Source organism: Bradyrhizobium sp. USDA 4461 (genome assembly GCF_054055655.1).
Genome location: NZ_JBSRXM010000001.1, coordinates 6975163 through 6997222 on the forward strand (window position 1 = coordinate 6975163; position 22060 = coordinate 6997222).

Annotated in this window: 24 protein-coding genes; 12 read left to right on the forward strand and 12 right to left on the reverse strand. The window is 66.0% G+C overall.

The genetic code is table 11. From position 1 onward, the window contains the following. Positions 1 to 9: 9 nt before the first annotated feature. The gene (locus ACVINW_RS32855) at positions 10 to 792 is read right to left on the reverse strand and encodes an SDR family NAD(P)-dependent oxidoreductase (protein ID WP_456755100.1); all 783 of its coding nucleotides are present in this window, start codon (positions 790 to 792) and stop codon (positions 10 to 12) included. Positions 793 to 813: 21 nt separating this feature from the next. Further along, on the reverse strand, positions 814 to 1404 hold the full coding sequence (locus ACVINW_RS32860; RefSeq protein WP_456755101.1) for an NADPH-dependent FMN reductase: 591 nt from the start codon (positions 1402 to 1404) through the stop codon (positions 814 to 816). A gap of 180 nt (positions 1405 to 1584) precedes the next feature. Here ACVINW_RS32860 and ACVINW_RS32865 point away from each other — a divergent pair, with 180 nt between their 5' ends. Next, positions 1585 to 1836 carry a hypothetical protein gene (locus tag ACVINW_RS32865; RefSeq protein ID WP_456755102.1) on the forward strand — a complete coding sequence of 84 codons (252 nt, stop codon included), beginning with the start codon at positions 1585 to 1587 and terminating at the stop codon, positions 1834 to 1836. Between the two features lie 173 nt (positions 1837 to 2009). Further along, on the forward strand, positions 2010 to 4091 hold the full coding sequence (locus ACVINW_RS32870) for a methyl-accepting chemotaxis protein (RefSeq protein ID WP_456755103.1): 2082 nt from the start codon (positions 2010 to 2012) through the stop codon (positions 4089 to 4091). 147 nt (positions 4092 to 4238) lie between these two features. Here ACVINW_RS32870 and ACVINW_RS32875 read toward each other — a convergent pair whose 3' ends face one another. Then, the gene (locus ACVINW_RS32875) at positions 4239 to 5402 is read right to left on the reverse strand and encodes an acyl-CoA dehydrogenase family protein (protein WP_456755104.1); all 1164 of its coding nucleotides are present in this window, start codon (positions 5400 to 5402) and stop codon (positions 4239 to 4241) included. A gap of 267 nt (positions 5403 to 5669) precedes the next feature. Next, on the reverse strand, positions 5670 to 6347 hold the full coding sequence (locus ACVINW_RS32880; protein ID WP_456755105.1) for a nitroreductase: 678 nt from the start codon (positions 6345 to 6347) through the stop codon (positions 5670 to 5672). A 146-nt stretch (positions 6348 to 6493) separates the two neighbouring features. Between ACVINW_RS32880 and ACVINW_RS32885 the strand changes: the two genes are divergently transcribed. Further along, positions 6494 to 6742, forward strand: coding sequence for a hypothetical protein (locus ACVINW_RS32885; protein ID WP_074126695.1), 249 nt, complete (start codon positions 6494 to 6496; stop codon positions 6740 to 6742). A 110-nt stretch (positions 6743 to 6852) separates the two neighbouring features. On the opposite strand, the gene ACVINW_RS32890 is transcribed toward ACVINW_RS32885, so the two are convergent. Continuing rightward, complete coding sequence (locus tag ACVINW_RS32890; protein ID WP_456755106.1) at positions 6853 to 7098, reverse strand: PilZ domain-containing protein; 246 nt, start codon at positions 7096 to 7098, stop codon at positions 6853 to 6855. Between the two features lie 71 nt (positions 7099 to 7169). After that, positions 7170 to 8129, reverse strand: coding sequence for a helix-turn-helix domain-containing protein (locus tag ACVINW_RS32895; RefSeq protein WP_456755107.1), 960 nt, complete (start codon positions 8127 to 8129; stop codon positions 7170 to 7172). A 341-nt stretch (positions 8130 to 8470) separates the two neighbouring features. Between ACVINW_RS32895 and ACVINW_RS32900 the strand changes: the two genes are divergently transcribed. From ACVINW_RS32900 to ACVINW_RS32910, 3 genes are read left to right on the forward strand one after another with little or no spacing between them, the layout of a single operon-like run. Beyond that, complete coding sequence (locus ACVINW_RS32900; RefSeq protein ID WP_456755108.1) at positions 8471 to 9244, forward strand: DUF2336 domain-containing protein; 774 nt, start codon at positions 8471 to 8473, stop codon at positions 9242 to 9244. A gap of 6 nt (positions 9245 to 9250) precedes the next feature. Next, positions 9251 to 9553: a PilZ domain-containing protein gene (locus tag ACVINW_RS32905; RefSeq protein WP_456755109.1), complete on the forward strand. Its 303-nt coding sequence runs from the start codon at positions 9251 to 9253 to the stop codon at positions 9551 to 9553. A 37-nt stretch (positions 9554 to 9590) separates the two neighbouring features. Continuing rightward, positions 9591 to 9785 (forward strand): hypothetical protein, encoded by a 195-nt coding sequence (locus tag ACVINW_RS32910; protein ID WP_456755110.1) that lies wholly within the window; start codon positions 9591 to 9593, stop codon positions 9783 to 9785. 28 nt (positions 9786 to 9813) lie between these two features. Here the strand turns inward: ACVINW_RS32910 and ACVINW_RS32915 are convergent, their stop codons facing one another. Beyond that, a complete protein-coding gene (locus ACVINW_RS32915; RefSeq protein WP_456755111.1) occupies positions 9814 to 10689 on the reverse strand; it encodes an MBL fold metallo-hydrolase in 876 nt (291 codons plus the stop codon). Positions 10690 to 11047: 358 nt separating this feature from the next. Between ACVINW_RS32915 and ACVINW_RS32920 the strand changes: the two genes are divergently transcribed. Beyond that, positions 11048 to 11680, forward strand: coding sequence for a DapH/DapD/GlmU-related protein (locus ACVINW_RS32920; RefSeq protein ID WP_456755112.1), 633 nt, complete (start codon positions 11048 to 11050; stop codon positions 11678 to 11680). A 1-nt stretch (position 11681) separates the two neighbouring features. Here the strand turns inward: ACVINW_RS32920 and ACVINW_RS32925 are convergent, their stop codons facing one another. Next, complete coding sequence (locus ACVINW_RS32925) at positions 11682 to 13304, reverse strand: ABC-F family ATP-binding cassette domain-containing protein (protein ID WP_456755113.1); 1623 nt, start codon at positions 13302 to 13304, stop codon at positions 11682 to 11684. A 160-nt stretch (positions 13305 to 13464) separates the two neighbouring features. Between ACVINW_RS32925 and ACVINW_RS32930 the strand changes: the two genes are divergently transcribed. From ACVINW_RS32930 to ACVINW_RS32950, 5 genes are all read left to right on the forward strand, one after another. Then, positions 13465 to 13908 carry a DMT family transporter gene (locus ACVINW_RS32930; protein ID WP_456755114.1) on the forward strand — a complete coding sequence of 148 codons (444 nt, stop codon included), beginning with the start codon at positions 13465 to 13467 and terminating at the stop codon, positions 13906 to 13908. 279 nt (positions 13909 to 14187) lie between these two features. Then, positions 14188 to 15279, forward strand: a complete 1092-nt coding sequence (locus ACVINW_RS32935) for a hypothetical protein (protein ID WP_456755115.1) — start codon at positions 14188 to 14190, stop codon at positions 15277 to 15279. A gap of 142 nt (positions 15280 to 15421) precedes the next feature. Beyond that, positions 15422 to 18196 carry a xanthine dehydrogenase family protein molybdopterin-binding subunit gene (locus tag ACVINW_RS32940; protein ID WP_456755116.1) on the forward strand — a complete coding sequence of 925 codons (2775 nt, stop codon included), beginning with the start codon at positions 15422 to 15424 and terminating at the stop codon, positions 18194 to 18196. Then, positions 18193 to 18717, forward strand: a complete 525-nt coding sequence (locus ACVINW_RS32945) for a (2Fe-2S)-binding protein (protein ID WP_456755117.1) — start codon at positions 18193 to 18195, stop codon at positions 18715 to 18717. The genes ACVINW_RS32940 and ACVINW_RS32945 overlap by 4 nt, the downstream gene beginning before the upstream one ends. 11 nt (positions 18718 to 18728) lie before the next feature. Further along, complete coding sequence (locus tag ACVINW_RS32950; RefSeq protein ID WP_456755118.1) at positions 18729 to 19346, forward strand: Isoquinoline 1-oxidoreductase subunit; 618 nt, start codon at positions 18729 to 18731, stop codon at positions 19344 to 19346. Positions 19347 to 19446: 100 nt separating this feature from the next. On the opposite strand, the gene ACVINW_RS32955 is transcribed toward ACVINW_RS32950, so the two are convergent. The 4 genes from ACVINW_RS32955 to ACVINW_RS32970 are packed head-to-tail and all read right to left on the reverse strand — an operon-like array spanning position 19447 to position 21897. Next, positions 19447 to 19596 carry a hypothetical protein gene (locus ACVINW_RS32955; protein ID WP_016843021.1) on the reverse strand — a complete coding sequence of 50 codons (150 nt, stop codon included), beginning with the start codon at positions 19594 to 19596 and terminating at the stop codon, positions 19447 to 19449. A 55-nt stretch (positions 19597 to 19651) separates the two neighbouring features. After that, a complete protein-coding gene (locus ACVINW_RS32960) occupies positions 19652 to 20470 on the reverse strand; it encodes a tetratricopeptide repeat protein (RefSeq protein ID WP_456755119.1) in 819 nt (272 codons plus the stop codon). A 32-nt stretch (positions 20471 to 20502) separates the two neighbouring features. Continuing rightward, the gene (locus ACVINW_RS32965; protein WP_456755120.1) at positions 20503 to 21189 is read right to left on the reverse strand and encodes a substrate-binding domain-containing protein; all 687 of its coding nucleotides are present in this window, start codon (positions 21187 to 21189) and stop codon (positions 20503 to 20505) included. A 3-nt stretch (positions 21190 to 21192) separates the two neighbouring features. Continuing rightward, positions 21193 to 21897: a GrlR family regulatory protein gene (locus tag ACVINW_RS32970; RefSeq protein WP_456755121.1), complete on the reverse strand. Its 705-nt coding sequence runs from the start codon at positions 21895 to 21897 to the stop codon at positions 21193 to 21195. Between the last annotated feature and the right edge of the window lie 163 nt (positions 21898 to 22060).

Below are 22060 nucleotides of genomic sequence, written 5' to 3' on the forward strand. Positions count from 1 at the left end.
CTTCAATTCTCAATCGAGCTCCGGCGGCGCGAACCAGTTGGTCAGCGACAAGCCGCCGTCGATCACGATCGATGCGCCGGTGACGTAGCCGGAGAGCTTGTGCGAGAGCACGGCGAGCGCCATCGGCGCGAGATCGTTCGCCTGACCTAGCCGGCCGAGCGGAATGTGCCTTGCCAGCGCGGGATCGGCAACGAAGCCGCCGGCCGCGATCGCGCCAGGCACCAGCGCATTGACGCGGATGCCATAGCGGCCCCAGCTCTTGGCAAGCTCCTTCACCAGCATCGCCATGCCGGCCTTCGCCGTCGAGTAATGCGGCAGGTTGCGCGGCGTGCCCGCATGCAGCGAGGTGAGCAGCAGGAACGAGCCCGGCGTCTTCGCCGCGATCAGCTTGCTCGCCAGCTCGCGCGACAGGTGAAAGCCGGCATCGAGGTTGACCGCGTGCATCTGTCGCCAGGTCTCGTCATCGACCGCCATCGCATGATCGGCTTCGCGGCGTGGCGGCGAGGCGCTGTGAACGAAATGCGTCACCTGCCCGAGTGCAGCTTGCGCATGTTTCAGCAAGGCGTCGCATGCCGCACGCTGCGCGAGATCGCCGACCCAGGGCACTGCGAGCTCGGGACGCGGCGCCGTCTTGATTGCGGCTGACACCCTGTCCTCGTGTAGATCGGCAAACACGGTGCGCACGCCCTCGCCCACCAGCGCCTGCGCGATGGCGCGGCCGATACCGTTGCCGGCGCCGGTCACCAGGGCCGCCTCGCGCGCGGAATCGAAGGGCGATGTGAACAGGCTCATGATCCCCTCCGAGGATTTGCTTCAGTACGGCGGCGCCTTGCGCGCCCGCTGCGCCTTGGCGGCTTCGATCCACCAGGAAAAATCGTCGGCAAAGCGTGGGAAGGCGCGTTCGAGCGACTTGCCGCCCTCGCCGATCGGCTTGCCTTCGGCCGACAGGGTCTGCGCGATCGGCCCCGCGCTGATCGTGCTCGACACCACCACCATGCCCATCTCCGACAGCGTGCCGTGCCAGGCGGTCGCGGCGCGCGCACCGGCGAACCGCCCGGCCGAGTAGCTTGCGATCGCGGCCGGACGCCAGAACCATTCCTCGAGGAAATGATCGGTCAGGTTCTTCAGCCCGGGCTGGATGCCCCAATTGTACTCGCCGGTGACGAACAGGAAGCCGTCAGCGTCGCGGATCTTGCCCGCGAGTGTTTCGAGCGCGGCCGGCGCCTGCCCTTTGGGATGCTCCTTGTACATCCGGTCGAGCATCGGCAGGCCGACCTCCCTGGCGTCGATCAACTCGACATCGTCGCCGCGGGCACGCAGGCCGTCGATGACGAAATGCGCGAGCCGGATGCCCATGCGATCCGAGCGGTAGGAGCCGTAGAGAACGAGAATGCGGTGCGTCATGATGCGCCGATCCTAGCACGGCACTGCGACAGCCGTCCCGCGGCGTGCCGCGCAAACGTTAACCGCCGCTCCGGCTCGTTCTCCTGCCATTAAGCAATTGGTCGCAGGCGCCGCGCCACGGCCCAAAATCGCCAGATTCCTTTTCTGGATATGATCTCGCTTCGAGAAGGAGAACCCGACATGCGGATCGCAAACCTGGTTTTCGCAAGCTCGCTCGCAGCCATCGCTGCCATGGCCACGCCAGCGCTGGCAAAGAGTGCCGAGCGGCAGAAAGCCGACGAGAAATCCACCGCCGCCACGCCGGCCGGCTGCCAGGCTTATCAGCAGGCCGCCGACGGCACCTGGAACCAGCTGCCCTGCGGCGAAGCGGGCTCCAATGGCGCGACGCAGCACCGCGCCGCGACCAAGGGCGCTGACGACGACGAGCACTGATCGTCGCGCCTCGCCCGCGCTTACACCGCCTTGCCGCCAGTGTCGGCCGGGCGGTGCGGCGCCTTCGACTTTCGAATGATCGGGACCGCCGCGGACCCGCATCATAAACCCAAGCTTAATGCGCACCCGGTACGGTTGAGGTCTCTCCTCTCGTCCAGAATGGCGCGCATCCCATGAAAATCGGTACTCTCCTGACGACCGCGATCGTCTCATTGTCCGCGGTCGGCGGCGGGCTCGCGGCTTATGTCGCTGTCACCAAGTACCAGATCATGGACAAGGTCTCGACCGCACAGAGCCGGCTCGACATCGTCCGCGCGGTTGGCGACATCCCGCGCTACATGAACCCCGAGCGTGGCTACGCCACCAACCTGCTGCTCGCAGCCGGCACGATCGATCCGAAGCAGATCGCCGAGCTCGACCGTCAGCGTCAGCTGACCGACGGCGCGCTTGCCAAGGTCAACCAGGTGCGCGCCACACTGCCGGGATCGCTCGACGACGGCGAGGCCGTCGCGAGCCAGATCGACGCGCTGAAGACGAAATTCACCGGGCTGCGCGACGCCATCGCGGCTGCCATCGCCGGTCCGGTCGATGCCCGCCGCGCCGCCGCCGGCAAGATCGTCGCCGACAATTCCGTGTTCAACGCCGGCGTCACCACGCTGCTCGACGAGCAGGTGCGCCGGCTCGCCGGCCTCGACGGCAATGCCTATCGCCAGGCCAACTACGCCAACGTCGCCTGGACGCTGCGCGACATCGGCGGCCTCAATGCCAGCCTGCACAAGGCGCTGGTCGGCGCCAAACGTGTCGCGACTGAGCCGGAGAAGCTCGAGCTCTATCGCTCGACCGGCCGCACCGAGCAGATCCTCTCGACCTTGCAGGAGCTGCGCAACAATCCCGCAACACCCGCGAACGTCATGACGGCGCTCGGCAAGATGCAGGCCGATTATGTCGAGCGGTTCGGCAAGGCGCTGAAGCTCGCCAAGGAAGGCGCCGTGACCGGCAAATACGAGCTGGATCTCGACACCTACTATCCCGAATCGCAGATCGGCCTCGCCGCCATCATCACCGTGCGCGAGGCGTTCTACGAGAATGCCGAGCAAGGGCTCGCGAGCGCCTATTCGTCGGCGCGCGTCAGCTTCGTGATTGCGCTGATCGGGCTGCTCGCGGTCATTGCCGCCAGCGCCGGCCTCATCGTGATGGTCCGCCGCCGCATCCTCAACCCGATCGCCGCCCTCACCGGCCGGATGTCGCGGCTTGCCGCCGGCGACGTCGCCGAGGCGATCCCGGGCGCCGCGCGCAATGACGAAATCGGCGCGATGGCCGCCGCCGTGCAGGTGTTCAAGGACAACAGGATCGAAGCCGATCGCCTCGCGACCGAGAAGGAAGCCGAGAACGACGTCAAGATGCGCCGCGCCCGCGTGCTCGACGACCTGACCCGCGCCTTCGAGGCCAAGGTCACCGAGCTGGTCGGCGGATTGTCGGCGGCGTCCTCGGTCATGGAGGATACCGCGCAATCGATGTCGGCCACTGCGGCCGCCACCAACCGCCAGGCCGCGGTCGTCGCCGCGGCCTCCGATCAGACCTCGACCAACGTCCAGACGGTCGCGAGCGCGACCGAGGAACTGACCTCGTCGATCTCCGAGATCGCCCGCCAGGTCGCGACCTCGACCGAGATCGCCGCACGCGCGGTCGACCATGCCCGCCGGACCGGCGACACCGCGCGCTCGCTGGCCGAAGGTGCCCAGAAGATCGGCGACGTCGTGACGCTGATCCAGAGCATCGCGGCACAGACCAATCTGCTCGCGCTCAACGCCACCATTGAGGCGGCCCGCGCCGGCGAGGCCGGCCGTGGCTTTGCCGTGGTCGCCTCGGAGGTGAAGTCGCTCGCCGGCCAGACCGCGAAGGCGACCACGGAGATTTCCGAGCAGATCACCGCGATCCAGACCGCCAGCGACGAGACCGTCACCGCCATCCGCAGCGTCGTCGACGTCATCACCGAGATCGACCAGATCGGCACCGCGATCGCGGCGGCGATCGAGGAACAGGGCTCGGCGACAAGGGAAATCTCGCGCAGCGTCCAGGAAGCCGCGCGCGGCACCCAGGAGGTCAATTCCAACATCTCCGGCGTGCAGCGCGCCGCCGACGACACCGGCGCCGCCGCAACCCAGGTGCTGGGCGCGGCCGAGCAGCTCTCGTCGCAATCGAAAGACCTCGCCGGCCAGGTCAACCGCTTCCTGTCGGACGTGCGGGCGGCGTAGCCGACGGCACGCCACGATCGCGGAACGACCACGGCTCTGTCCACGTCATCGCGAGCGCAGCGAAGCAATCCATTGTGCCGCAAGTGGAGGCATGGATTGCTTCGTCGCTGTCGCTCCTCGCAAGGACGTCGAGAGCCTCGCGCCCTACTACCCCCCGCGCAGGCCGAGCACGCGGCGGGCGATCGCCTGGCGATGGACCTCGCTCGGGCCTTCGTACACCCGCATCAGGCGGGCCTTCTGCCACAGCGCGTTGAGCGGCAATTCCAGCGTGACGCCGAGCGCGCCGAGCGTCTGCATGGCGTGGTCGCAAGCATCATAGGCCATCTCGGTCGCGAACACCTTGATCATCGAGGCCTCGTGGCGGATGTCCTCGCCGCGATCGGTCTTGTCGGCGGCCTCGCGCACCATCAGACGGCAGGCATGCATCCGCGTCGAGATATCGGCGATCCACCACTGGATCGCCTGGCGCTCGGCAAGCTTGACGCCGAAGGTCTCGCGCTGCTTGGCGTGCTCGCACATCATGTCGAGCGCGCGCTTGGTGATGCCGACGCAGGTTGATCCCATCTCGAGCCGCCGCGTGCGCAGCCGCAGCTGCATCGGCGCGTAGCCCTTGCCGACCTCGCCCAGCACCGAGTCCTTCGGGATGCGGCAGTCCTCGAACACGATCTCATAGGTCGAGCCGCCGCCGACCATCGGGATCTCGCGCTCGATGATGAAGCCCGCGGTACCCTTCTCGACGATGAAGGAGGTGATGCCGCCCTGGCGCTGATCGTTGCCGACCCGCGCCATCACGATGATGAAGTCGGCGGCGCGCGCATTGCTGATCCAGATCTTGCGGCCGTTCAAGACCCACTGGTCGCCCTCGAGCACCGCGCGCGTCTTCATTCCTGCGGGATCGCCGCCGGCGCCGGGCTCGGAGATCGCGATCGCCGAGGCCATCCGGCCCTCGATATAGGGCTGCAGGTATTTCTTCTTCTGCGCGTCGGTGCCGACCGCCTGCAGCATGCGCAGGTTCGGCGAGTCCGGCGGCAGCACGAACGGCACGCAGCTGCGGCCGAGTTCCTCATGCACCGCAGCCATCGTCCGCGTCGGTAGATCGTGGCCGCCGAGATCCTCGGGCGCATCGAGGCCCCAGAGGCCGAGCTCCTTGGAGACGTCGCGCAGCCGCTTGCGCTGTTCCGGCGTGAGTTCGGGATGATCGCTGCCGGGTAGTTTCGATTTCAGATATTGCGGCTCGAGCGGGATCAGTTCGCGATCCACGAATCGCGCGACGGTCTCGCGGATCATGGCTGTCTGTTCGTCATCGCTCATCGGAGATTCCTCGCCTGCGCTATTATGTTTCAGAAAACCAGTAGCGCATTTCTTCTCGGCGGGAATAGCGGAAACGCACGCTCGCGCTCACGCTCGCGCGATGGTTTCACCGCGCGGAATTCAATATCCCGCGGCGCGGTCAGCGCGTACTGAATCGCACCGGACGAGATGGCGCGTCGAGCAATCGATCGCCAGCATGAGGTTTTTGGCAGCCAGCAAACGACCGGCGATCGCCGCACGAACGCGGCGCCTCGCCCTGACCTAACTTTATTCGGCAAACCCGACGTAGCTGACAAAGTCGCTATTGGCCTCGCGGTCGGAGCGCACCGCATTGGCGGCAAAGCTGTCGTCGGGATAGCCCATCGCGACGCAGGTCATGATCACCTGGTCTTCGGGGATGCTGGCGACCTCGCGCACGATGTCGGAGCGCATGATACCCTGGCCATTGATCACGCTGCCGAGGCCGCGATCCCAGGCGGCCAGCACGATGCCGTAGCAGAGCGCGCCGAGGTCGAAATGGCAGACCGCGCCGGGATCGAGGATGCGGTCATAGGTCAGCACCAGCGAGACCGGGGCGTCGAACTGGCGGAAGCCGCGCAGCACCCAGTCCTGCCGCATCGGCTTGTCGTCGCGGGCGATCCCCATGGCGCCGAACAGCTTCTTGGCGATGTCGACCTGGCGGCCGCGGTGCACGCCCTGGTACTCGCCATGGCTGACGATGTCGCGCTTGGCCTTGGCGCCGGCGATCATCTCCTCCATGTTGCGGCGGCGCACTTCCTCCAGCGGCGCCCCGGTCAGGACGTGGACGTGCCAAGGCTGGGTGTTCATCGAGGACGGCGCGCGCTTGGCCACCTCGATGATCTCCTCGACGGTCGCCCGGGACACCGGCTGCTTCTTGAACCCGCGCACGCTTTTGCGTGTCTGTACCAGCGTCTCGAATTCCATTCCGCGTTTCCCCCGTTTGTTCCGTGCGCACGGAATTTTCCCGCAGCTAACCGGGTATTTTATAGACAAAATCGGCTGTGGGAACTTGATCGGGCCAAGAATCCGATATCCAATCCGGCCACTGGTTTGGTTTAGGGAGAACCCAGATGAAGCGGATTTTCTTGGCGGCCGTGATCGCGACCTTTGCCGCCGGTTCGGCATTTGCTCAGGACGCCTCCTGCGAGACGAAGGCGGTCGGCAAGGACGGCAAGCCGCTGGCCGGCGCGGCCAAGACCTCGTTCATGAAGAAGTGCACGATGGACGCCTGCGAGACCAAGGCAGTCGGCTCCGACGGCAAGAAGCTCGCCGGCGCGGCCAAGACCTCATTCATGAAGAAGTGCCAGAGCGGCGCCTGAGCCCCCTCGCCGGCGCTCATTCGCTCATTTCAATCGGGACAGACCATCGGGTCGCGCGGCGCGCGGCCCGAACGGCTGTTGGCGGTGGCGAGCGACCGTCCCTTCGGCGCTCAGAACGAGACCCCGACCCGCACGCCCCTGCTCCAGACCCGCCGGCAGCGCTTCCTGGTGTTGCCGTGAAGCATTTCGAAGCGTTCGGGCAGCTGGATCGGCTTGGAAAACTCCAGGCAGGCCCCTCCGGCGGAATAGTCCACCAGCCGGCATTCGATCAGCGGCGTCTTCGGGTCCAGCTGGAGCTTGACCACACTGGAGACGCAACCCGACGGTCGAACACGCGCAAATCGCCGGGGGTGCATCAGGGCCGCCTCTGGTGGAATCGTACCGACAGATTCCCCGGCCCGCGTTAAGATTCCGTTCAGATGGATTGTTACGATTCGTGTCTGTCCGATGACGGATCGGCGCGCACCCGGGCGGCCGCCAGCGTCTCCGACGGTGCTTCCCCGAAATGTGACCGGTAGCTCCGCGAGAAATCGCTGAGGTGCCAGAAGCCGTAGGCAAGCGCACAGGCCTTAACGCTGGGCGCCCCGGCGAGCAGTTGCTTGCGTACCAGCCAGAGCCGGCGCAGCCGCAGATAGCGATGCAGGCTGATGCCCCGGTAGCGCTGGATGGCGTCGTGCAGCGTGCGCACCGACACGCCGATCTGCTTGGCGAGCTCGCCGCTGTAGATCGGATGGGCGACATCGCCGGCCAGAATGGCGCGCGCGTCGTTGAACACCTTGAACTGGCGCGTCGTGTTGGCGCGCGTCGCCCATCTGGCCGGCACGATCTCGGCGAACGCGTCGTCGATCGCGGCGAGCAGCGTCTCCTTGATCGAGGCCCCCGAAGCGAATTCCGCGATCGCAACCTGTTCCGACGTGACGAGCAGGACCTGCCTGACCACCTCGCGCAGCCGGTCCTGCGCGCGCTGAGAAATCTCGTGGATGCTGAAATGGAGACCGGGGTTCGGCCAACCGCGGTCGACGATCTCGGGCGTGAACATCACCGAGGCATATTGGCGCGCCGTCTGCTCCACCGATGTATAGAACGCGCCGCCGCCGCCGACTACGATCACCGCACGATCACGCTCGACGCCGTTGAAGCGCATCGGAACGCCATCGTCCATCGTGAAGCCGACAGCGGTGGTGTGCGGCCCAAGCTGTGCGTCGACGATCCGTGGAAAGGACTGGGTGTAATTGAGCTCGCATCCCGGCAAGCTCAGGATGACCTGCTCGGCCGAAATCTTCCGCACGAGTGGCGTGAAATCAACATCCAGATTTCGGATCGAACTCCGGAATGCATCAACATCGTCAAAACGAAAGACTCTCGGCACCAGCAATGGCGCCGTCAAATGACCGCTCCTATGACATGTTCTTCAAATGAACTGGTCTTCAAATGAACTGTTCTGCAAAATTTGTCGGCCGCGCCCACCTCGCGCCCGGGCTCATTGATGAATTCCAAGCACCAGATGCGAATCGTCCGACAAATTCAATCAGGGAAAATGCGGGTCATGCGCCCAGCCGGACAATCAGGCAAAGGTTCGCCGCTGCCGAATTTCGATAGTGTTTGCCGGGACATCCACCGTCGGGGTGGCCCTCCCCATCGAATTCTATACCTCTATTAAAGATTCGGCGGGCAGATTGACCTTGGGAACAATGACGTTCCTCGTCGCGGAACATTTTAGGTACCGCAATGACAGCCATTGCCTCGCCAGAACTTATTGCCAAGCTCGACCACGTCCTGAAGGCCGGCTCCCCCGATCTCCGCACGCGTATGCTACAGGAGGTGGCAAAGCTTTTTCTCGACGACGCTCATCGGCTCAGCGCGCAACAGGTCGAGATGTTCGACGGGATCCTGATCCGCCTGACTGACGACGTCGAGTTGCGGACCCTGACCACGCTCAGCCGCTCGCTTGCCGACTTGCACCTGGTGCCGTGCGAACTGGCGCGTCGTCTGGCCAACCATGACGACGCCGATGTCGCCGCGCCGATCCTGAGAAAATGCGACTGCATTCCGGATGCCGATTTGATCGACATCGCCTGGATGCGGGCCGAAGGACATCTCTGCGCGATCGCCGGCCGCAAGCAGGTCAACGCCGAGCTCGCGGACATTCTGCTGATGCGCGGCGACAGCAATGTGCTTCGCGCGCTGGCGCGCAATCCCGGCGCGGATATGACCAGCGCCGGCCTTGCCATGATGGTCGATGCCGCCGAGCGCGACGACGACATCGCAGACGCGTTGATCTCGCGCAGCGACCTGCCTCACCGCGTCCTTGCCGACCTCGTGATGCGGTCGACGCCGCCCCGGCAGGCCCGGCTGCTCAAGCTCGTGCGGCCCGAGCTTCGGGACACGATCCGCGCCGCCAACGCTGCCGGTGCGGCCCGCGCCTCCGCAAACCCGCCAGCCACGATCGACGATGCGGAGGCGCGGGCCATGGTGACGACGAAGCGCACCCAGGCCGTGTGAGTGTGCATGACATATGGCGACCGCAGGGCGGAGCGCGTCAAGCTCGACACGCGCCATCCCGTCAATCTGATGGGTGTCGACGGGACCTGGCGGCGGAGCTGCATCCTGCTCGACGTCTCGCAGAGCGGTGCCCGGCTCGAGGTCGAGGGGACACTCGACGTGCTGAAGGCCCAGGAATTCTTTCTGGTGCTGTCCTCGCGGGGGCTGGCGTTCCGGCGCTGCGAGCTGGTTCGTGTCGACGGCACCGAGATCGGCGTGAGATTCATCGAAGAACGACGGCGAAAGGGACGCCCCGTCATCCCCAGATGAGGATTGGCGGCCACCGCCTGAAGGGAAGGTTGACGAGATGACCGTGCAGAGAGCGACAGACATCGAGGTGTCGACCACCTCCGCCGCGCCATTGCGCGGAACCATCGAAATCGACTGCGCCGGCACCGCCTCGACCTTCGCGATCGATGAGGAGCTCGCGCATCGCCTGTGCGCCGATCTGGAGCGCTTTCTGACCCAGGCCCCGCGCCGGGCCCGCACGGCGCGGTTCTGATAACACCTGGGCTCCCGGCCGCCCGCGTCTACTCCCGCTTGAAGCGATAGTCGAAGCGATCGCCGTCGGCCGTGATCAGGCCGACCGTCGGAGCGGGAAAATGGATCGGCAGGATCAGCGTATCGGTCCCGGCGACCGAGGCAAAGAATTTCCGACGCGACCGTGCCGACTGCTTCGGATCCCAATCCGGCTTAGCCGACCACTCCGGCTCGCGGCACTGGATCGCGTGATGCATCAGGTCGCCGGCGACCACCGCGCGCTGCCCCTTCGAGACAATGTTGATGCAGCAGTGGCAGGGCGAATGGCCCGGCGTCGGCGTCAGCGTGACGGTGTCGTCGAGCGCGTAGTCGTCGTCGACCAGCAGCGCCTGCCCCGCCTCGACGATCGGCAGGCAATTGTCGCGAAACACCGTGCCGGGCGGATTGGCGCCTTTCGCATTCTCGGCCTCCCAGGCCGCGTACTCGCCTTTATGGAAAACGTATTTCGCGTTCGGAAAGGTCGGCGCCCAGCGCCCGTCGCGCAGCGTCGTGTTCCAGCCGGTGTGGTCGATATGCAGATGGGTGCAGAACACGTAGTCGATCTGCTCATAGGAGATGCCGAGCGCGAACAGCTCGTTGCGCCAACGCTCCTTGCCCGGGAAGTCGAACGGTGGCGGGTGCCCCTTGTCCTCGCCGGTGCAGGTGTCGACCAGGATGGTATAGCGCGGGGTCCGCACCACGAAGGTCTGGTAGGTGATCACCATCATGCCGCGCGCAGCGTCGAAGACCTCGGGCTCCATCGTCTTGAGGTGATGCTTGAAGACGGCGTCGTCGTAGGTCGGGAAGAAATCCTGCGGCCGCCGCCACGGCCCCTCGCGCTCGATCACCGCGTCGATCGTGATGTCGCCGATCCTGATCTGCTTCATGCCGTTCCGCTCCCGCTTTTTTTCCGAAGCGTAGCGGGCGGTATTTGGCTCCACAAGCCGAGCGCTACGCAGCGCCCCATGCCGCTTTGCATTGCTGGCGAGAAACGGCGATGCCGCATTTCATCCGAAATGTCGTCCATGCTGCGCCGATGCCCCATCGCGCGATTTCGACGACCCCGGCGGCAAGCGCCAATCGAACCCCGCCAACAGCGCGGCGCTGAAGGACGCGATGGTGCGGGCGATTGTCGCGGCGGATACCCTGAAAAACTAGACCGCGGGCGCCTGTTCTCCTTTCCTGTCATTTCACCGTAACAAAAATCGTGCGACTGAAGCGGCTCGCCCTATCGAGGACAACGCCATGACCGCACCAAAACCTTCCCGCCCCAAGATTGCCGAAACCGTCATCGAGACGACGGTCAAGCTGCGGGAGGTCAAGGTCGGACGTTGCTGCGAAGTGCTCGGCGACACCGCGATCGAATACAGCGAGCTCGGCGATTACTCCTATCTCGGCAGCGGCTGCATGGTCGCCGACGCCGTGATCGGCCGCTTCTGCGCGATCGCGGCGCAGGTCCGGATCGGTGCGCCCAATCATCCGCTCGAGCGCCCGTCCCAGCATCGCTTCACCTATTGCCCGGAATATTACACCGACGCCGCCGAGCGCGATCATGACTTCTTCAAGAACAGACGCGCGGATCGCGCCGTGATCGGCAACGACGTCTGGATCGGCCATGGCGTGATCGTGCTGCCCGGCGTCACCGTCGGCGACGGCGCGGTGCTGGCGGCCGGCGCGGTGGTCTCGCGCGATGTCGCGCCCTACACCATCGTCGGCGGCGTCCCGGCCCGGCCGATCAAGGAGCGGTTCAGCCGCAAGATCGCGGCCGAGCTGTCGCAGATCGCCTGGTGGAATTGGCCGCCGGAAACCATTTGGGAGCGCCTGCCGGAGTTTCAGTCCGGCGACGTCGAGGCATTCTGCGCGCGGTGGCGGGCTTGAGCTAGCTCCGCAAACCCGGCGCTTCTTGGCCGGTGCGCGCAACGTATTCGGTGTAGCCGCCGCCATATTGATGGATGCCATCGGGCGTCAGCTCGAGCACGCGGTTGGAGAGCGCGGCGAGGAAATGCCGGTCGTGCGAGACGAACAGCATGGTGCCTTCGAACTCGGAAAGCGCGTTGATGAGCATCTCCTTGGTGGCGAGATCGAGATGGTTGGTCGGCTCGTCCAGCACCAGGAAGTTCGGCGGATCGAACAGCATCTTGGCCATCACCAGCCGTGCCTTCTCGCCGCCCGACAGCACCCGGCACTTCTTCTCGACATCGTCACCGGAGAAACCGAAGCAGCCGGCAAGCGCGCGCAGCGAGCCCTGCCCGGCTTGCGGGAATGCGTCCTCCAGCGACTGGAACACGGTGCGCTCGCCGTCGAGCAGGTCCATCGCATGCTGGGCGAAATAGCCCATCTTGACGCTGCCGCCGATCGCGACCGCGCCGTCGTCCGGCTCGGTTGAACCGGCGACCAACTTCAGCAGCGTCGACTTGCCGGCGCCGTTGATGCCCATCACGCACCAGCGCTCCTTGCGACGGATCATGAAGTCGAGCCCGTCATAGATCCGCTTGCTGCCATAGGCCTTGTGGACGTTCTTCAGGCTGACGACGTCCTCGCCGGAGCGCGGCGCCGGCTGGAATTCGAACGCCACGGTCTGGCGCCGGCGCGGCGGCTCGACCCGCTCGATCTTGTCGAGCTTCTTGACCCGGCTCTGCACCTGGGCTGCGTGCGAGGCGCGCGCCTTGAAGCGCTCGATGAACTTGATCTCCTTGGCGAGCATCGCCTGCTGCCGCTCGAACTGCGCCTGCTGCTGCTTGTCGGAGAGCGCGCGCTGCTGTTCATAGAATTCGTAATTGCCGGAATAGGTGGTGAGCTGCCCGGCGTCGATCTCGACCACCTTGTTGATGATGCGGTTGATGAACTCGCGGTCATGCGAGGTCATCAGCAGCGCGCCCTCGTAACCCTTAAGGAACTGCTCGAGCCAGATCAGGCTTTCGAGATCGAGATGGTTGCTCGGCTCGTCGAGCAGCATCACGTCGGGCCGCATCAGGAGAATGCGGGCCAGCGCCACCCGCATCTTCCAGCCGCCGGAGAGCTTGCCGACGTCGCCGTCCATCATCTCCTGGCTGAAGCCGAGGCCTGCCAGCGCCTCGCGTGCGCGGCCGTCGAGCGCGTAGCCGTCGAGCTCCTCGAACTGGTGCTGCACCTCGCCATAGCGCGCGATGATGTCGTCCATCTCGTCCGCCTTGTCGGGGTCGGCCATTGCGGCCTCGAGTTCCCGGAGCTCGGCCGCGACCACGCTGACCGGGCCTGCCCCGTCCATCACCTCGGCGACCGCGCTGCGGCCGCTCATCTCGCCGACATCCTGGCTGAAATAGCCGATCGAAATGCCGCGATCGAGCGAGACCTGGCCTTCATCCGGGATTTCGCGACCCGAGATCATGCGGAACAGCGTGGTCTTGCCGGCGCCGTTCGGCCCGACCAGGCCGATCTTCTCGCCCCTCTGGAGCGCCGCGGAGGCTTCGATGAAAAGGATCTGGTGGCCGACTTGCTTGGAGACGTTATCGAGGCGGATCATGCTCAAATACTGGGGAATTAGGGGTTGCGGCCTCTTATTCGATCTCGGACGCGGGTGGAAGCCCATTCCGCGGGTTGCGCGCCGCGCGCCAATGCATGCCACGATCGTTGCCGATCGAATATGACAAGGAAATCCTTCGGCGATCGATTTGGGGCGTCACATGCAAGTCTGGTTCCTCTATCTCCTCGCGCTCGGTGCCGGCATTGCCGTGGCCGTTCAACAGGTCCTGAACGGCAATCTCAGGTCCGCCCTGAACTCGCCGGCCTGGGCCGGGCTCGTGAGCTATCTCGGCGGGCTCGCGACGATGGCGGTCGTGCTGGTCGCAACGCGCGAGCCGGTGCCGTCCTGGAAGCTGGTCTCGGCTGTGCCGTGGTGGGCCTGGAGCGGCGGCATCCTCGGCGGCGTCTTCATCCTCCTGATGATCCTGCTGCTGCCGTCGCTCGGCGCCGCGACGCTGCTGGCGCTGGTGGTCGCGGGCCAGATGATCGCTGGCATCGCGATGGACCATTTTGGGATGTTCGGGCTGGCCCAGCATCCGGTGTCGATCTCGCGGCTGGCCGGCATCGCGCTGATCATCGGCGGCGTGCTCCTGATCAAGGATTGAGGCCATCGGCAAGCCGGCCGACGCGAATGATTCCCTGAATGAGAAAGCGCCGCTGAATCCAGCGCCGAATGACGTTATGACGCAACCACCCGCGTAGTCTTCGGGTGTGGACACCCGCCGATTCGTCGCTTAGCTGTAAGCACCCGCCCTCGTCGTGTTGCGGCCTGCGGGATCGACCATCCCAGTTCATTTGCGTCAAAAACAATTGCGCATCCCGCCAGCGTCGAGGGGGCCGCATCGCGGACTTCGGCGTGGGTCGGCGGCTGCGAGGAGCATAACATGACTCATCGTTTCCGTTTGGTCGCTGCATTGGTGGTACTACTGGGCAGCGGCGATGCCGCCCTCGCCCAGTCGCTGCCCGACTACATGGCACCGATCTCGGGCAAGACTTCATCGACGCCGGCCGACGTCGCGACCAAGGACGTGCTCGCGCTCAACACCGGCATGTTCGAGCTCTATGGCGATGCGGCGCGCATCTTCCAGAAGAACATCCTCGACAAGCATCCGGTGATCCTCGGCCTGTTCTCCGGCGCCGGCGGCCGCCTGATCCTGTACCGGCCGGGCAAGCCGCCGACCGAGGCGCCGCAGGTGCCGATCGTCTATCAGCTGCTCAAGTCGGTCGGCCACAGCACGATGGCGCTGGCCGAAGTGGTCGGCCCCTATGTCGACAATCCCGACGACAAGGCGTGGCGCGGATCGATGCAGGCCTATCGCAGCCGGATGCAGTCGGCGCTCGACGGGCTCGATGCCACGCCGATGCAGGCGGATTGGCGCGACAACAACCGCGCCATCCTCAAGAACAACCTCGCCTTCATGGACGAATGCCTCACCGCCGGCGCGATCCCCTTCGCGACGCTCGAGGCGTTCGGCAAGAAGCAGGCGCCACTGCTCGCCAAGAACGTCGCCTGGGCCGCGCAGACCCAGGTCGCGCACTGGATGACGGTCATGGCCGACTGGAAGAGCCAGCTCGGCGCCGACTGGGACAAGACCTACGGCGCGAGCAACACGATCTATGTGGCGCGGCAGAACAACGTGATCTTCAGCGTACTGGCGCAGTTCTTCGGGCCTGACGCCATCAACAGCCGCCTGATGCTGATCGAGACGATCTCCTTCACCACCACGCCGTCGGACATGCTGGAATCGCTGACCCGGATCATCGCCGACCGTTCGGTCGGTGCGCTGTTCTTCGGCAGCTACCATCTGATGGACTATGAATTGATGGGGGGCGATGCGCGCGAGGCGATCATCGCCGAGACCAAGAAGCGCGGCATGACGACCTTCCTGCCCCCGCTGGTGCCGTTCGGCTCCAAGCAATGGCCGACGCTGGTCACGCCGGGTCCGGGACCGGCCACCATCGCCGACCTCAAGTGAGGCCAAGGCGACGAGTGAGAAGGCTACGACCTATTGCGGCGTTGCAGTTGCGCTCGCTTTGCCGCAATACTTTCGCGTGTATTGCACCAATCGTTAAACCCCGGCGCGATATGCCGTTCAGATGTCGATGAAAGATCAGACCATGCGGCCTTCGCGACGCGAATTCGTGAAGTGGTTGTCGGCAGGCGGCATCACGGTCAGCCTGTCGCATCTGGCGCTTGCCAAGGAACCGGCTTTCGCCTGCCGCGAGACGCTGCCCGGGCGCGGCCAGTTCAACCCGGCGGCCAAGGGCGCCGGCCGCGTCGACGGCGTGGCGAAGGTCACCGGCGCAAAACTCTACGCGTCAGACTTTCGTGCCGCCGACATGCCGGGCTGGCCCGCGACCACCTCGCACGCCATCCTGGTCCGCGCCAATGATGCCACGCATGTCTATGCCGGCATGGACCTCGCCCGTCTCGATGGTCCGGCGAAGCCCTCGGTCGTCGTCACCGCAGCCGATCTCGACCGGATCGGCGCGCGGGTGCCGGAGTTCCACGCCGGCGATCTGTTCTGCCCGCTCGGCAAGACGCCGATCTATCTCGGGCAGCCGGTCGCGCTGTTGATCTTCGAGCAGTTCGACGCCTTCGACCGCGCGCGCCTCGCGCTGCGCGATGTCGGCTTCGTCAAGTTCGGCGACGAGACCGGCCCGGTCGTCCTGCCGAACTTTGGCGCGTATCGCTTCACGCGCGTCGCCGGCGCGACACCCGATGCGCCCGATATCTACTCGCCGATCCAAGCCGGCTGGGTGTCGCCGAGCCGCATCCAGAACGCGGCGCTGCCGGTCTGGCTGCCGCTCGCCACGGAGACCAAGGCCGACTACGCCAAGGCCGCGACCTATGGCGAACAAATCCGCGCCCAGCTCGACCGGGACGATCCGTCGCAGCTCGTGCTCGACCGCGAGTTCGAGACCCAGTCGGTCGATCCGATGTTCCTCGAACCGGAGAGCGGGCTCGCCTGGTACAGCGAGACCAGCGGCAATCTCGAACTGGTGCTCGGCGTGCAGTCGCCCTACGAGGCGACCGAGTCGATCGCTCATCTGCTCGGCAAGGCTCGCCCGCCGTTCCGGCCCTCGCACATCAACGCGCAATTCGCCCATGTCGGCGGCGGCTTCGGCGGCCGCGACCATACGCCGTTCGTGCTTTACGTCGCGCTGGCGGCGATGTTCTTTCCGGGACGGCCGGTGCGGCTGGCGCACGACCGCTACCAGCAATTCCAGGGCGGCATCAAACGCCACCCGATCAAGATGCGCTCGCGGATCGGGATCGATCGCAAGAGCGGCAAGATCACCGCATTTGCCGCCGACCATGTGCTCGACGGCGGCGGGCTCGCCAACTTTTCCGCCAATGTCGCGGTCGTGGCCGCGACCGCCGCGATCGGCATCTACGATATCCCGAAGGTCGACGTCACCACCGTGGCGCTGCATTCGCGCGGTATCACCGCAGGCTCGATGCGCGGCTACGGCACGCTGCAGACCATGACCGCGCTCGAAGTCCTGATCGACGAGGCCGCGAGCGAGCTGAAGGTCGATCCGATCGCGTTCCGGCGCAACAACGCGCTGAAACAGAACGGCCGGACCATGACCGGCAATCCCTACATCGTGTCGGTGCGCACGCCTGACATCCTCGACAAGCTCGAGACGCATCCGATCTGGCAGCAACGCGCCGCAGCCAAGCAGAACGCGCCGGAAGGACGCCTGATCGGCACCGGGGTTGCCTGCGTCACCAAGGATTACGGTTCGGGCGCGGATTGCTCGCTCGGCCGGGTCGAGATCGATCCGGAGGGGCGGATCGCGATCCATTGCGATCATGTCGAGATGGGCAATGGTGTCGGCACCGCGCTGGCGAACCGGGTCGCCGGCCATCTCGGCGGCGTGGCCGACGAGGTCGCCGTCTCCCGGGTCGACAGCTATGATGCGCTCGGGCTCGTCACCTCGGGCGATCCCTACACGATGGATCAGAAGACCCAGGACACAGCCGAGAAGAACCCGCGCTGGGTACCCGCGATCAGCTCGGCCACCAGCGCTTCGATCGGCGCCCATGTTGGGACGCATTCGGCGGCCGAGGCGGCGCGCGTGATCTTCCGCTTCGGCCTGTGGCCGGCCGCGCTCGAGCTCTGGCACATCGGTAAGGCCGATCCGCGCGCCCGGCAGTGGGACAAGGCGCGCTGGCAGGACGGCCAGCTCGTGCTCGACGATCTCGCGCCGCTGCCCTTGCCGCAGCTCGCCGCGGCCGCACATGCGCGCGGCTTCGTCACCGGCGCAATCGCGCACAGCTTCTCGCGCTGGGCCTGGTCGCGCGCCCGCTTCCCGTTGTTCGGCGAGCAGTATCGCGCCGAGATCGATGCGCTGGCGATCCGCCGCGGCCGCGGTCGGTTCGAGCGGATCGACCGTGTCAGCGTCAAGTTTCCGCCGACCGACAACAACCGGATCGGCACCGCCTATACCTCGATGTGCGGCACGCTGGTGCGTGTCGAGATCGAGCGTGCGACCGGCACCTTGCGCATCGCCAAGGCCTACAGCGTGTTCGAATGCGGCCAGGCGCTGGTGCCCGAAGTGGTGCTCGGCCAGTCGCATGGCGGGTTCGCGATGGGCGTCGGCTACGCGCTGCTCGAAACCCTGCCGCCGTTCGAAGGCGGGCCCGGCAACGGGCAATGGAATCTCGGCCAGTACCTGATCGCGCGCGGCTCCGATCTGCCGCTGCACGATCTCGAGATCGAGATGCTGCCGCCGCTGACGCCGGACGAGCCGCCGAAGGGCATGGCCGAGGTGGTGATGATCCCGATCGTGCCGGCGCTGCTCAACACCATCAACGACGCCACCGGCCATCGCTTCCGCTCGTTGCCGGTGACATCAGCCCTGCTCAAGGGAGCGCTTGCGTGACCACGCTCAACCTCACCATCAACGGCCAGAAGCACGGTCCGATCGAGGTCCGCGACGACCTCTCGATGAACGACTTCCTGCGCGAAATGCTCGGGATGACCGGAACCAAGTTCGGCTGCGGCGCCGCGCAATGCCTGAGTTGCGCGATCATCATCGATAACCCCGACGGCACCAGCATCACCAGCCCGACCTGCGTGGTGCCGGCGGCGAATTTCGACGGCATGACGATCCGCACCGTCGAGGGTCACGCCAGGGACGGCGAGCTCTCGGCGTTGCAGCGCGCCTTCATCGACCACTTCGCGTTCCAGTGCGGCTATTGCACGGCCGGTTTCCTCAACGAGGGCCAAGTGCTGCTCGAACGGCTGGCGAAGACGCCGGTCGCACGCGACCAGCTCGAGACCGTGATTGCGGACGCGCTCGATGGTCATCTGTGCCGCTGCACCGGCTACATCAAGTATCACCAGGCGGTGCGCGACGTGATCCTCGCCGATTCCAACCGCTATCTGACCGCCAACAAATGAGCCTGCGCGCGATGCCACCGGACACGCGGTTTCGGATCGTTGCAGTCGCGACGGCGCTCGCGACCAGCCTGTGCGCAGGTTATGCGGCATCGGAGAGCGCGAGCCACGCCCTCGCCTCGCCGGAAAGCTTTGCCGGCATCGAGAACGTCGAGCAGCGCTCGGCTGCGATCTTCACCGAGCTCGGCAAGGTGTTGACCCATCCGCGCTGCACCAATTGCCATCCGGCCGGCGACAGCCCGCGGCAGGGCGACATCAGCCGCATGCACCAGCCGCCGGTCACCCGCGGCGCCGATGGCCACGGCAAGGACGCGATGCGCTGCTCGATCTGCCACCAGCATGCCAATTTCGATCCCGGCCGCGTGCCTGGTCACCCGGAATGGCACCTGGCACCACGCGAGATGGCATGGGCCGGCAAGACCGTCGGCGAGATTTGCGCCCAGATCCGCGACCCCGCGCGCAATGGCGGCCGCAAGGTCGAGGAGCTGATCGAGCATATCGGCAAGGACACGCTGGTGGGCTGGGCCTGGCATCCCGGCTTCGGCCGCTCGCCCGCACCGGGCACGCAGGCGCAGGCCGGCGCGCTGGTCGAGGCCTGGGTCAAGACGGGCGCAACGTGCCCGCCGCCCTAGCGCGAAGAGACCATAGCGTTTTCGAGCGAAGCGGACGCCGGTTCGCGTGAAGAAAACGCGTCAAAAAAAGGCTAGAGCTTCGGTTCTGAGGACCGAAGCTCTAGTGTCGCTTGAAATACTGCACGTCGCGCTCGTGCTTCTCAGCCGCCGCGCGTGACTTGAAGGTGCCGAGATTGCGGCGCTTGCCGGTCTTCGGATTGACCTTGCGGGAATACAGCCGGTACTCGCCGGAACGCAGCTTGCGGATCATGACATCGCCTCGCCAATGCGTTTCGCATATCAACGAGACGCGCGCGCGAGCGTTCCTAGAAGCAGAGATTGGTCACGGCGTTGCCGCGCTTGTCCTTGATCACATAGGGACAGCGGGCGCGCTCCAGCGCCTTCTTGGCGTCCTCGTCGCCGAGCGCCGCCGCCCGCTCGTAATAGGCTTTTGCGGCATCGCTGTCCTTCGGCCCGCCGCGTCCGGCCTGCGCGAACGCGCCCATCCGCTCCAGCGCGCCCGGATGGTTCTGCGCCGCGGCCTTTTCGAACAGCGCCCGCGCGCCGGTATCGTCCTGCGCACCGCCCCTGCCTTCGGCGAGCATCATGCCGAGCTGGTACTGCGCCTCGGCATTGGTCTCGGCCGATTTGGCGAGCAGTTCGCGCGCACGCGCCGGATCGGATGCCGCGCTGCCGCCGAGCGCCGCAAGATTGCTGACGCCGCGCGCATTGCCGGCCTGCGCCGCGCGCTCGAACAGTTTTCGCGCCTGCGCTTCGTCCTTGGCGACGCCGGTGCCGTTGCCATAGAGCACGCCGAGCTCGACCATCGCCGACGTTGAGCCCTTGTCGGCCGCCTTGCGCCAGGCGGTTGCCGCTTCCGCCGTCTGCCGGTTGGCGGCATAGGCGCGGCCGAGTTCGTACATCGCGCGGCGCGACGATTTTGCCGCCACCGCGCAATACTTGATCGCAGTCGCGATGTCGGCCGATGCGATGTCGCCGACGCCCTTCACATCGGCCGGCTTGTCGGGATCGGAGGGATCGGCGGCGAGCCGGTCGCACAGCACGAGGTCGGCCGATTGCGCGTGGGCGAGCGCCGGAACCGCCAGCGCAGCGACGACGGCAATGGCTTGGAGAGGTCTGAACATGGGCGGCAGGTTGCGTCGCGGTGCGGGCAAATTCAAGGCTCAAGCCCGGTCTCGCGCAGCACCGGCGCAACATCCGCCGACGACAGATAGCGCAGCAGTTGATCGGCGGCCTCTGCACGCTGCGCGGCCGCGATGCGGCCTGCGGAGAAAACCGCCGGCGTCTGCAAACTCCGCGGGATGGGCCCGACGACCTCGATACCGCCCACCTGTTTCAACTCGCTAATCTGCTGGATCGCAAGATCCGCCTCGCCGCTGACGAGCTTCTCGGCGGTGAAGCCCATCGGAATGATCACTGCGCGGGCGTTGATCGCCTCCGCAATGCCGAGACGCTCGATCAGCCGCGCGAACAGGATCCCGCTGGCACCAAGCCGCGAATAGGCGACCGCCCGCGCGCCGAGCAGCGCCGCACGCAGCGCGGCCTCGGTCGCGATGTCGGGATGCGCGACACCCGCCTTCACCGCAACTCCGACATTGGAGCGCGCGAGGTCGACCGCGCTGTCCCGCGCGATGCGGCCCTCGCCGATCATCTCAATCAGACCCTCGCGGGTCAGGATCACGAGATCGGCACCCTCGCCGCCGCGCAGGCGGTCGAGCAGCGCCAGCGTCGGCGCGAAATCGGCATCGATCCGCACCCCGCTCGCTGCCAGATAGGCCTCGGCAAGGCGCGCGACCGCGCCCTTCAGCGCCAGCGTCGAGAGCACGCGAACCGAATTGTCCATCGCTTACGCCCGCCGCATCAGCTTGAGCGCGGCGGTGAGGCGCAGGCTGCGCTTGCCGGCCAGTGCGGTCGCTTCGAGCACCGCGCCCTCCGCGTCGCATGTGCCGGAAAAACCGATGCCGACCTCATGGCCGCCGAAGACCGGGTTCTCGCCCATCGCCGAGGTGTGCTCCTGATTGAGGATCTGGCCCATCCAGCGGCCCTTCTCGGAGGTGTAGCTGCCGAGATAGTAGAAGAACGCGTCGCCGCCGAGGATGCGGCCGTCGTTGAGCAGCATCACGCCGGTGAGGCCGCCGTCGATCCCATCGAGCACGCGAATGTGGATCGAATAGAGCCCGTTGACGATGCCGCCGTCGCCGACACCGCCGGCGATCGGGATGTCGGCCTCGGTGATCGGCGTCATCACCGACTGGAACGGCACGCCGGGCAACTCCTTGAGCTCGCCCTTGAAACGATAGAGCTCGCCGTCCGGACGGCCCTTGGCGATCAGCGTCGCGTCATCGGTACCGGCCATCGCGCGGTAGTTCGGATCCGGATTGTGGCGAACGGTCTGGATCTCGACTGCGACCTCGTCGCCGTCCCTTGCGTAGGTGCCGATATGGGCGAACGCCGAATTGCCGCCGAGCAGCTTGCCGTTGCCGACATACATCACGCTGCGGCCGACGGCGCCGCCCAGCTCGAACCGGACCTTGTAGAACCCCTCAAACAAGCGCCGCGTCCCCGGCAGCCAATATCCAATCGTTATCTAGCGCGGTTCATAACGCGGCGAAACCGCTTTCGGCGGAACACCGCCTGCAAACCCTGTCGTCAAACGCAAAGGTCCGCCAAAGCTGTCGCCCTGGCGGACCCCATAGCGGTACCGGATGGCTCCA

Bases quoted from the DNA above. Each gene is read 5' to 3' on its own strand.
- ACVINW_RS32855 (WP_456755100.1), bottom strand. From the start codon at position 792: ATGAGCCTGTTCACATCGCCCTTCGATTCCGCGCGCGAGGCGGCCCTG.
- ACVINW_RS32860 (WP_456755101.1), bottom strand. From the start codon at position 1,404: ATGACGCACCGCATTCTCGTTCTCTACGGCTCCTACCGCTCGGATCGC.
- ACVINW_RS32865 (WP_456755102.1), top strand. From the start codon at position 1,585: ATGCGGATCGCAAACCTGGTTTTCGCAAGCTCGCTCGCAGCCATCGCT.
- ACVINW_RS32870 (WP_456755103.1), top strand. From the start codon at position 2,010: ATGAAAATCGGTACTCTCCTGACGACCGCGATCGTCTCATTGTCCGCG.
- ACVINW_RS32875 (WP_456755104.1), bottom strand. From the start codon at position 5,402: ATGAGCGATGACGAACAGACAGCCATGATCCGCGAGACCGTCGCGCGA.
- ACVINW_RS32880 (WP_456755105.1), bottom strand. From the start codon at position 6,347: ATGGAATTCGAGACGCTGGTACAGACACGCAAAAGCGTGCGCGGGTTC.
- ACVINW_RS32885 (WP_074126695.1), top strand. From the start codon at position 6,494: ATGAAGCGGATTTTCTTGGCGGCCGTGATCGCGACCTTTGCCGCCGGT.
- ACVINW_RS32890 (WP_456755106.1), bottom strand. From the start codon at position 7,098: ATGCACCCCCGGCGATTTGCGCGTGTTCGACCGTCGGGTTGCGTCTCC.
- ACVINW_RS32900 (WP_456755108.1), top strand. From the start codon at position 8,471: ATGACAGCCATTGCCTCGCCAGAACTTATTGCCAAGCTCGACCACGTC.
- ACVINW_RS32905 (WP_456755109.1), top strand. From the start codon at position 9,251: ATGACATATGGCGACCGCAGGGCGGAGCGCGTCAAGCTCGACACGCGC.
- ACVINW_RS32910 (WP_456755110.1), top strand. From the start codon at position 9,591: ATGACCGTGCAGAGAGCGACAGACATCGAGGTGTCGACCACCTCCGCC.
- ACVINW_RS32915 (WP_456755111.1), bottom strand. From the start codon at position 10,689: ATGAAGCAGATCAGGATCGGCGACATCACGATCGACGCGGTGATCGAG.
- ACVINW_RS32920 (WP_456755112.1), top strand. From the start codon at position 11,048: ATGACCGCACCAAAACCTTCCCGCCCCAAGATTGCCGAAACCGTCATC.
- ACVINW_RS32925 (WP_456755113.1), bottom strand. From the start codon at position 13,304: ATGATCCGCCTCGATAACGTCTCCAAGCAAGTCGGCCACCAGATCCTT.
- ACVINW_RS32930 (WP_456755114.1), top strand. From the start codon at position 13,465: ATGCAAGTCTGGTTCCTCTATCTCCTCGCGCTCGGTGCCGGCATTGCC.
- ACVINW_RS32935 (WP_456755115.1), top strand. From the start codon at position 14,188: ATGACTCATCGTTTCCGTTTGGTCGCTGCATTGGTGGTACTACTGGGC.
- ACVINW_RS32940 (WP_456755116.1), top strand. From the start codon at position 15,422: ATGCGGCCTTCGCGACGCGAATTCGTGAAGTGGTTGTCGGCAGGCGGC.
- ACVINW_RS32950 (WP_456755118.1), top strand. From the start codon at position 18,729: ATGCCACCGGACACGCGGTTTCGGATCGTTGCAGTCGCGACGGCGCTC.
- ACVINW_RS32955 (WP_016843021.1), bottom strand. From the start codon at position 19,596: ATGATCCGCAAGCTGCGTTCCGGCGAGTACCGGCTGTATTCCCGCAAG.
- ACVINW_RS32960 (WP_456755119.1), bottom strand. From the start codon at position 20,470: ATGTTCAGACCTCTCCAAGCCATTGCCGTCGTCGCTGCGCTGGCGGTT.
- ACVINW_RS32965 (WP_456755120.1), bottom strand. From the start codon at position 21,189: ATGGACAATTCGGTTCGCGTGCTCTCGACGCTGGCGCTGAAGGGCGCG.